The organism is Pseudomonas sp., from assembly GCF_030696055.1.
Lineage (GTDB): Bacteria > Pseudomonadota > Gammaproteobacteria > Pseudomonadales > Pseudomonadaceae > Aquipseudomonas.
Genome location: NZ_JAUYNP010000024.1, coordinates 1 through 8347, shown reverse-complemented (window position 1 = coordinate 8347; position 8347 = coordinate 1). Strand labels below are relative to the sequence as shown.

4 protein-coding genes and 2 pseudogenes are annotated in these 8347 nt (G+C 64.5%); 3 read left to right on the top strand and 3 right to left on the bottom strand.

Annotated elements, in window-relative coordinates; all coding sequences use genetic code 11:
• On the bottom strand, window positions 1-1227 hold a 1227-nt coding region (locus Q8Q83_RS01320), incomplete at its 3' end, for a UvrD-helicase domain-containing protein (RefSeq protein WP_305620451.1).
• A gap of 175 nt (window positions 1228-1402) precedes the next feature.
• Between Q8Q83_RS01320 and Q8Q83_RS01315 the strand changes: the two genes are divergently transcribed.
• Together Q8Q83_RS01315 and Q8Q83_RS01310 are read left to right on the top strand one after the other, a co-directional pair.
• On the top strand, window positions 1403-3064 hold the full coding sequence (locus Q8Q83_RS01315) for a putative bifunctional diguanylate cyclase/phosphodiesterase (RefSeq protein ID WP_371132340.1): 1662 nt from the start codon (window positions 1403-1405) through the stop codon (window positions 3062-3064).
• 270 nt (window positions 3065-3334) lie between these two features.
• Window positions 3335-5005: a bifunctional diguanylate cyclase/phosphodiesterase gene (locus tag Q8Q83_RS01310; protein ID WP_305620449.1), complete on the top strand. Its 1671-nt coding sequence runs from the start codon at window positions 3335-3337 to the stop codon at window positions 5003-5005.
• A 20-nt stretch (window positions 5006-5025) separates the two neighbouring features.
• On the opposite strand, the pseudogene pbpG reads toward Q8Q83_RS01310, so the two are convergent.
• Window positions 5026-5928, bottom strand: a pseudogene (gene pbpG, locus Q8Q83_RS01305) (D-alanyl-D-alanine endopeptidase).
• Window positions 5929-6085: 157 nt separating this feature from the next.
• Between pbpG and chrA the strand changes: the two are divergent.
• Window positions 6086-7444 carry a chromate efflux transporter gene (chrA, locus tag Q8Q83_RS01300; RefSeq protein ID WP_305620447.1) on the top strand — a complete coding sequence of 453 codons (1359 nt, stop codon included), beginning with the start codon at window positions 6086-6088 and terminating at the stop codon, window positions 7442-7444.
• Window positions 7445-7709: 265 nt separating this feature from the next.
• Here the strand turns inward: chrA and Q8Q83_RS01295 are convergent.
• A pseudogene (locus tag Q8Q83_RS01295) lies at window positions 7710-8347 on the bottom strand (LysR substrate-binding domain-containing protein); the annotation flags it as partial.

Here is an 8347-nt window from a genome sequence, read left to right as displayed (position 1 = left end):
CGGCACGTTGATCACCCGCAGAAAGGCGTTGTCGTCGTCCGGATTGACCAGCAGGCGGAAGTAGCTCATCAGGTCCTTCACTTCCTGGCGGGCGAAGAAACTGGTGCCACCCGACAGGCGATAGGGGATCTGGTGGTGCTGCAGCTTCAGCTCCATCAGCTTGGCCTGGTAGTTGCCGCGGTAGAGGATGGCGAAGTCGCTGTACGGGCGCTCGGTGCGCAGGTGCTCGGTGAGGATTTCCAGGGCCACCCGCTCGCATTCGGCGTCTTCGTTGCGACAGCGGATCACGCGGATCTCGTCGCCCATGCCCATCTCGCTCCACAGCTGCTTCTCGAAGGCATGGGGGTTGTTGGCGATCAGGATGTTGGCGCATTTGAGAATGCGGCTGGTGGAGCGGTAGTTCTGCTCCAGCATCACCACCTTCAGCGAGGGATAATCCTCCTTCAGCAGCATCAGGTTTTCCGGGCGCGCGCCGCGCCAGGCATAGATCGACTGGTCGTCGTCGCCGACCACGGTGAACTGGTTGCGCATGCCCACCAGCAGCTTCACCAGCAGGTACTGGCTGGCGTTGGTGTCCTGGTACTCGTCGACCAGCAGGTAGCGGATGCGGTTCTGCCATTTCTCCAGGATGTCCCCGTGCTCCTGGAACAGCTTCACCGGCATCAGGATCAGGTCGTCGAAGTCCACCGCGTTGTAGGCTTTCAGCGTGCGCTGGTAGTGCAGGTAGACGATGGCGGCGGTCTGCTCCTTGGGATTGCGCGCCTCGGCCAGGGCCTGCTCGGGCAGGATCAGCTCGTTCTTCCAGCTGCCTATGTAGTTCTTGATCTCGTCGGCACCGTCATCCCCGGCGTATTCCTTCTGCATGATGTCGCTGAGCAGCGCCTTGATATCGCCCTCGTCGAAGATCGAGAAACCCGGCTTGTAGCCCAGCGCCGCATATTCCTTGCGGATGATATTCATGCCCAGATTGTGGAAGGTCGACACCGTCAGGCCACGGGCCTCGGGGCCCTTGAGCAGGCTGCCGACGCGCTCCTTCATCTCCCGCGCGGCCTTGTTGGTAAAGGTCATGGCGACTATGTGCTGGGCGCGGATGCCGCAGTTCTGCACCAGGTGGGCGATCTTGCGGGTGATCACGCTGGTCTTGCCGGAGCCTGCGCCGGCGAGCACCAAAAGAGGGCCGCCGACGTAGTTCACGGCTTCTTGTTGCCGGGGATTGAGTCGGGACATGACGAAATGCACTAGCTAAAAGGGTGGCGATTCTATCAGGGTTGCAGGGGGCTGCTGGTCGGCTGCCGACGAGTGCTCGATAAACGGGGCTGTACAAAGAAATTCTTGCGATGTATTAGGTAAGTGCGTCTATAACTTAAAGTGATTTATTAGATAGCGAGCCTTGGGAGGCTGTGTGCTGTGCCAAACCGCTTTCTCGCGACTGCTGATTTTAGCGACTGAACCCCATTGGGTGACCTTGCTGGACAAGCTGCTGGCCGAGCAGGATGAACCGGTCTGGTTGTTCGCCGCCAGCAGCTGGAGTGCTGCGCAGAGTCTCTACCAGGGCACATTGCCCGACCTGGTGTTCGCCACCCCCGAGTGCCTGCCCACCGCCAGCCAATGCCCGCTGCCGCCTATCCTGCTGCTGGACAGCGCGCCGAGCCAGTTGCCGGCCGACATCTGCGATTGGTTGGCGCGCGACAGCCTGAATGGCGAAATCCTGCGCCGCTGCCTGCATTACAGCCAGCAGCTGTTGGCCCTGCAGCGCCTGGCCAAGCAGGACCCACTGACCGGCATCCCCAATCGCCAGGGTTTCCAGGCGCAGTTGCACAAGCGCCTGCAGGAGAACCGCGGCCGCGGCCTGCTGCTCGGTTATCTGGATCTGGATAATTTCAAGCATGCCAATGACAGCCTCGGCCACCAGGCCGGCGACGAGCTGATCCAGCAGCTGGTCGAGCGTCTGCAGCGGCTGCTGGGGCCCCGCGACGTGCTGGGGCGCATCGGCGGCGACGAGTTCGCCCTGTTGCTGGACATCAGCGAAGCGCCGGGCCGGGTCGATAGCCTGCCGCAGGCCCTGATGGAGTCCCTGGGCGAGCCGTACTGGCTGCAGGGCGAGAGCCTGTCGCTGGGTTGCAGCCTGGGCCTGGCCTATGGCCGCGCCGGCGAAGACGCCGACCCGCTGCTGTGGCACGCGCATGTCGCCATGCAGCAGGCCAAGAGCCGCCAGGGCTGTACCTTCCACCTGTACGACGAGCGCATGTCCGGCGATATCCGCAGCCTGGCCGACATCGAGGCCGAGCTGCGCCGTGCGCTGCGCCGCGATGAGCTGGAGCTGTTCTATCAGCCGCGCCAGGACCTGGTCACGGGCCAGATAGTCGGTCTCGAAGCCCTGGTGCGCTGGCGCCATCCCAAGCGCGGCTTGCTCTATCCCCAGGACTTTATCCCCCTGGCCGAGCAAAGCGGCTTGATCGTGCCGCTCGGCTACTGGGTGATCGCCCGCGCCCTGCACGACGCGCGCTGGCTGAGCGAGCGCGGCCTGACCCAGCATATGGCGATCAACCTGTCGTTCCGCCAGTTCCAGGACAGCCAGCTGCTGCCCACGGTGCAGCGCCTGATCGCCGGCTCGGGGGTGGATGCCAGCTGGCTGGAGTTCGAGCTGACCGAGACCGCGGTGATGCAGCGCAGCGACTATGTGCTGGACAGCATGCAGACCCTCGGCGAGCTGGGTGTGCGTTTCTCCCTGGACGACTTCGGCACCGGCTTTTCCTCCTTCGTCCACCTGGCCAGCCTGCCGATCGCCTTGCTCAAGCTGGACAAGAGTTTCGTCTGCGGCATGCACCTGCGTCCCGAGCAGTGCCGCCTGGTCAACGCCATGATCAACCTGGCGCGCAACCTGGGCCTGGAGGTGGTGGCCGAGGGAGTGGAGACGGAGGAAGACCTGGCGCTGCTGGAGCAGTTCGGCTGCGACCAGGTGCAGGGCTATCTGATCAGCCAGGCCTTGCCCCTGCGCGAGCTGGAAGCTTATCTCGCGCAGCGCCAGGGTCACCCCGACGCCCTCGCGGCGGCCGTGCGTTAAGGCGCGCGCCGCGCCTTTCCCCCTCGACCTGGTTCGATATCTCGCTGTACTTATGATGCCGCTCACAGGATGGCACGATCGTGCTGGTCGGCAGACTTAGCTCTTGGTTAATTTGGCCAATGCTTTAGGCTAGCGCGCTCCAGTGTGCTGCATGGTCGTTGCTTGCGTCAGGCAGAGAACCCCGCGTAGGGATGCGCAGGCAGATTGATGGCAGCCCTGGGGCTGCTCAGTGTGCAGCTGGTGTTTGCCATATGATCCCGGGGAGGCCGTTTGTCAGCATCGTTAGAACCCTTGCATCTGCTGCTGTTAGCCGACGACTCGGGATGGGCCACGCTGCTGGAACAGTGCCTGGCGCATCTGCCGGATGTCATGCCGGTGATCACCGCGCCGTCCTGGGCGGTGGCCAGCAGCCTGTTCGAGGACAAGCGCGAGGCCCTGCTGCTGAGCACCCCGCAGCGCCTGCCCGAGTCTGGCCACTGCTCGCTGCCGATCATTCTGCTGCTGGATGAAGAACCCGATACTGTCCCCTCCGATGTCTGCGACTGGCTGGTGCGCGACCGCCTGACTATCGATGTGCTGCGCCGCTGCCTGCGCTACGCCCGTGAGCGCGGCAAGCTGAAGGACAGCCTGCAGCGCCTGGCCGCACAGGATGCCCTGACCGGCATCGCCAATCGCCAGGGCTTCCAGACCCTGCTGGCGGCGCGCCTGAGCGAATACCAGGGGCGCGGCCTGACCCTCGGCCATCTGGATCTGGACAACTTCCGCCACGCCAACGACGCCCTCGGTTATCAGGGCGGCGACAGCCTGATCCTGCAAGTGGTGGCGCGCCTTAAGGCGCAGTTGCAGGCCGGCGACCAGTTGGCGCGCCTGGGCAGCGACGAGTTCGCCCTGTTGCTCGACAGCCGGCGTGACCCGCAGCGCGCCGAGCGCCTGGCCGTGCGCATTACCGAGGCGCTGGCCGAACCCTACTGGGTGGATGGCGAGAGCCTGCTGATCGGTTGCAGCCTGGGGCTGGCGCATTCCCGCGTCGAGAGCGCCGCCGACCCCTTGATGTGGCACGCGCATATCGCCATGCAGCAGGCCAAGAGCCAGCAGGGCTGCACCTTTCATATCTATGACGAACGGATCAACCGCAGCGCGCGCAACCAGGCGGACCTGGAAAGCGAGCTGCGTCGGGCGCTGCGCCGCGACGAGCTGGAGCTGCATTACCAACCGCGCCTGTGCCTGCAAAGCGGGCAGATAGTCGGCCTGGAGGCGCTGGTGCGCTGGCGGCACAGCGTGCACGGCCTGCTGGCGCCCAACGAGTTCGTGCCCCTGGCCGAGGAAAGTGGCCTGATAGTGCCGCTGGGCTACTGGGTGATTTCCCGCGCCCTGCGCGATATGCAGTGGCTGCGCGGGCGTGGCCTGCCGGCGCTGCATATGGCGATCAACCTGTCGTTCCGCCAGTTTCAGGACAGCCAGCTGCTGCCGACCTTGAGCCGCCTGATCGAAGAGCGCGGCGTGGATGCGCGGTGGCTGGAGTTCGAGCTGACCGAGACCGCGGTGATGCGCCGCAGCGATCAGGTGCAGCAGACCATGCTGGCCCTCGGCCGGCTGGGCGTGCGCTTCTCCCTGGACGACTTCGGCACCGGTTTCTCCTCCTTCGTGCACCTGAACAACCTGCCGATCACCCTGCTGAAGATCGACAAGAGCTTCGTCGGCGGCATGGATGGGCGCGCGGAAAATCGTCAGCTGGTGCGGGCGATGATCAACCTGGCGCACAACCTCAAGCTGCAGGTGGTCGGCGAAGGCGTGGAGAATGCCGAGCAGCTGGCGCTGTTGCGCCAGTTCGGCTGCGATCAGGTGCAAGGCTATCTGATCAGCAAGGCCTTGCCCCTGAGTGAACTGGCGCGTTTTCTGGTATTTGGCATGCGCCAGCCGCTACTGGGCCTAAACCCTTAAGAGTCAGGCCCGCGGCTGGTTTACTGCGCTACCTGCAGCTGGCGCTGCGCCAGTTTCTGCTTGCGGTAGCTGAGAGCGGCGGCCGGCACCGGGGAGACCCGGCCGGTTTCCAGCCAGCGCTTGAGGCGGTTGGCATCGGCTATATGGGTGTATTTGCCGTAGGCATCCAGCACCACGAAGGCCACCGGGCGCTAGTTCATCACCGTATTCATCACCAGGCAGTGGCCGGCTTCGTCGGTGTAGCCAGTCTTGCTCAACTGAATGCTCCAACCGGCCTTGCGCACCAGGTGGTTAGTGTTGCGAAAGCCCAGGCTGTAGCTGGGCTTGCGGAATCTCTGGGTCTTTTCCGAGGTGGTGGTGAACTGGCGGATCAGCGAGTACTGCCCGGCGGCCTTGAGCATCAACACCAGATCGCGGGCGCTGGAGCGGTTGCGCTCCGACAGTCCGGTGGGCTCGACAAAGCGCGTGCTGTTCATGCCCAGGGCCTTGGCCTTGGCGTTCATCGCCGCGACAAAGGCGGTATGGCCGCCCGGGTAGTGGTGGGCCAGGCTCGAGGCGGCGCGGTTTTCCGAGGACATCAAGGCGATCTGCAGCATGTCGTGGCGGCTCAGTTCACTGCCCAACCGCACCCGCGAGTACACGCCGCGCATTTCATGGGTGTCGCGGATGCGGATCGGCAGCATCTGCTCCAGCGGCAGCTGGGCGTCCAGGGCGACCATGGCGGTCATCAGCTTGGTCACCGAGGCGATGGGTACCACCACATCGGCGTTGCGCTCATAGAGCACTTGATTGGTCTGCAGGTCGACCAGCAGGGCACTGCCGGCGGCCAGTTCCTGTTGTTTAGTGGCGGCATGGCTGTTCGACGCAACTACAACGCAACTGCAGATCAGCAGCAGGCTTACTATCGAATGACGGATTTTCACAGGACGCTTCACGGACAGGTTGAGGGAGGGTTTAGAGCCGCAGGCTCTAGCTAGAAGAGTATACGTAAATCGGCGGGCCGCTTGAGCGCCGCAGCGCCATTCGTCATAGTCGCGGGCTATAGTTTTGCCGCCGTTTAACCTCGATGAGCCTGCGTCCATGTCCGATTCGCCGCCAGCCACCCAAGCCCCGACAGCGGTCAGCCTGTTCGAGGCTTTTCTGTTCTGGCTCAAGCTCGGTCTGATCAGCTTCGGCGGCCCGGCCGGGCAGATTGCCATCATGCATCAGGAGCTGGTGGAGCGCCGGCGCTGGATCTCCGAACGGCGCTTTCTGCATGCCCTGAATTACTGCATGTTGCTGCCGGGGCCGGAGGCGCAGCAGCTGGCCACCTATATCGGCTGGCTGATGCACCGCACCTGGGGCGGGGTGATAGCCGGGGTGCTGTTCGTGCTGCCGTCGCTGTTTATCCTGATCGGTCTGTCCTGGCTATATATCGCCTTCGGCGATATACAGCTGGTGGCGGGGGTCTTCTACGGGATCAAGCCGGCGGTGACCGCCATAGTGCTGCAGGCCGCTCACCGCATTGGCTCGCGCGCGCTGAAGAACAACTGGCTGTGGGCGATTGCCGGCGCCTCCTTCGTGACCATCTTCGCCTTGAATGTCCCCTTCCCGCTGATAGTGCTGGGCGCGGCCTCGATCGGCTATTTGGGCGGGCGTTTCGCCCCGCAGCAGTTCAGCATCGGTGGCGGCCATGGTGCGGCCAAGCAGTCCTACGGCCCGGCGCTGATCGATGACGACACGCCAACCCCCGCCCATGCGCGCTTCCGCTGGCCGCGCCTGCTGCTTCTGCTGCTGGTCGGCGCCGTGCTGTGGATGCTGCCGATGGGCGTGCTCACCGCGCTGTTCGGTTGGCACGGTACGTTGACCCAGATGGGCTGGTTCTTTACCAAGGCGGCGCTGCTGACCTTCGGCGGTGCCTATGCGGTGCTGCCCTATGTGTACCAGGGCGCGGTCGGCCACTACGGCTGGCTGAGCCCGACGCAGATGATCGACGGCCTGGCCCTGGGCGAAACCACGCCGGGGCCGCTGATCATGGTGGTGGCCTTCGTGGCGTTTGTCGGGGCTTATCTGCAGCCGCTGTTCGGCGGCGACTCGGCCTTTGCCAGCGGCGCGCTGGCGGCCTGCCTGGTCACCTGGTTCACCTTTCTGCCGTCCTTCCTGTTTATCCTCGCCGGCGGGCCGCTGGTGGAATCGACCCACGGCGACCTACGGTTCACCGCGCCGCTGACCGCCATCACCGCCGCCGTGGTCGGGGTGATCCTTAACCTGGCGCTGTTCTTCGCCTACCACGTGCTCTGGCCCCAGGGCTTCGGTGGCCATTTCGACTGGCCCTCGGCCTTGATCGCCCTGGGCGCGGCGCTGGCCCTGCTCAGATTCAAGCGCGGGGTGATCGAGGTGCTGGCGGTCTGCGCGATGCTGGGCTTGCTGGTTCAACTGCTAGTGCCGCTCGGCGCTTAGAACCTGTTTACGATCTGCTGCGCGTCGGCGATACCGCGTTAAAAACAGCCTCAGAATGCTCATTTACAGCTCGTAAACTGCGCTTCTTCGGCTTTTTTGCCTTGTCTCGCTCTAGCTCGCGAGATCGTAAACAGGTTCTTAGTCCGTAAAACGCTTATGCCCTGGGCTGCGGAGTGGCCGTTGCGGCTAGCGGCGGCTGCACGTGCAGTTCCTCCGCCAGGAAGTTGCGCAGGGTGCTGACCGCCGGCGCCGGGTCGATCTGGCTGCGTTCGTAGAGGCCGAAGCTGACCTGGGGCGCCTCGGGCAGGCCTTCGCCGTTGAGCGTGCGCATCGACTCCGGGCGAATATTGCTCCTGAGCAGCACCGCGATGCCGAGTCCGGCCTCGACCGCAGACTGCACCGCCGCCAGGCTGTTGCTGGTGCACACCACCCGCCAGGGCCGCGCGGCCAGCTTGAGCGCCTCGAACACCTGCGCCTGCCACAGGCAATTGCCGCCGAACGCGACTATCGGCAAGGCCTGGGCGTGCGCCTGCAGATCGAAGCCGCGCGCCGCGACCCAGTGCAGCGGTTGTTGCCACAGGGCCGAGGCGGTGGCGCTGAAATAGCTGGCATCGCCGATGGCGAGGTCCAGCTCGGCGTTATTGAGCTGGCTGGCCAGGGTGGCGCTGTTGTCTATCACCAGCTCCAGGGCCACCTGCGGGTAGGCCGTGGCAAAACGCCGTAAGGCATGCGGCAGGCGGCCGCTGGCGATGTCTTCGAGCATGTGCGCCACGCCGAGGATCGGTCTGGTCACGCTGCGCGCCATCAGCCACACCAGCAGCAAGCCAATCAGCGCGGCCAGTACTCCGAGGCCGAGCTCAATCAGGGTGCCGCTGCGGTTGCTGTCATCGAGTTGGTTTTTCA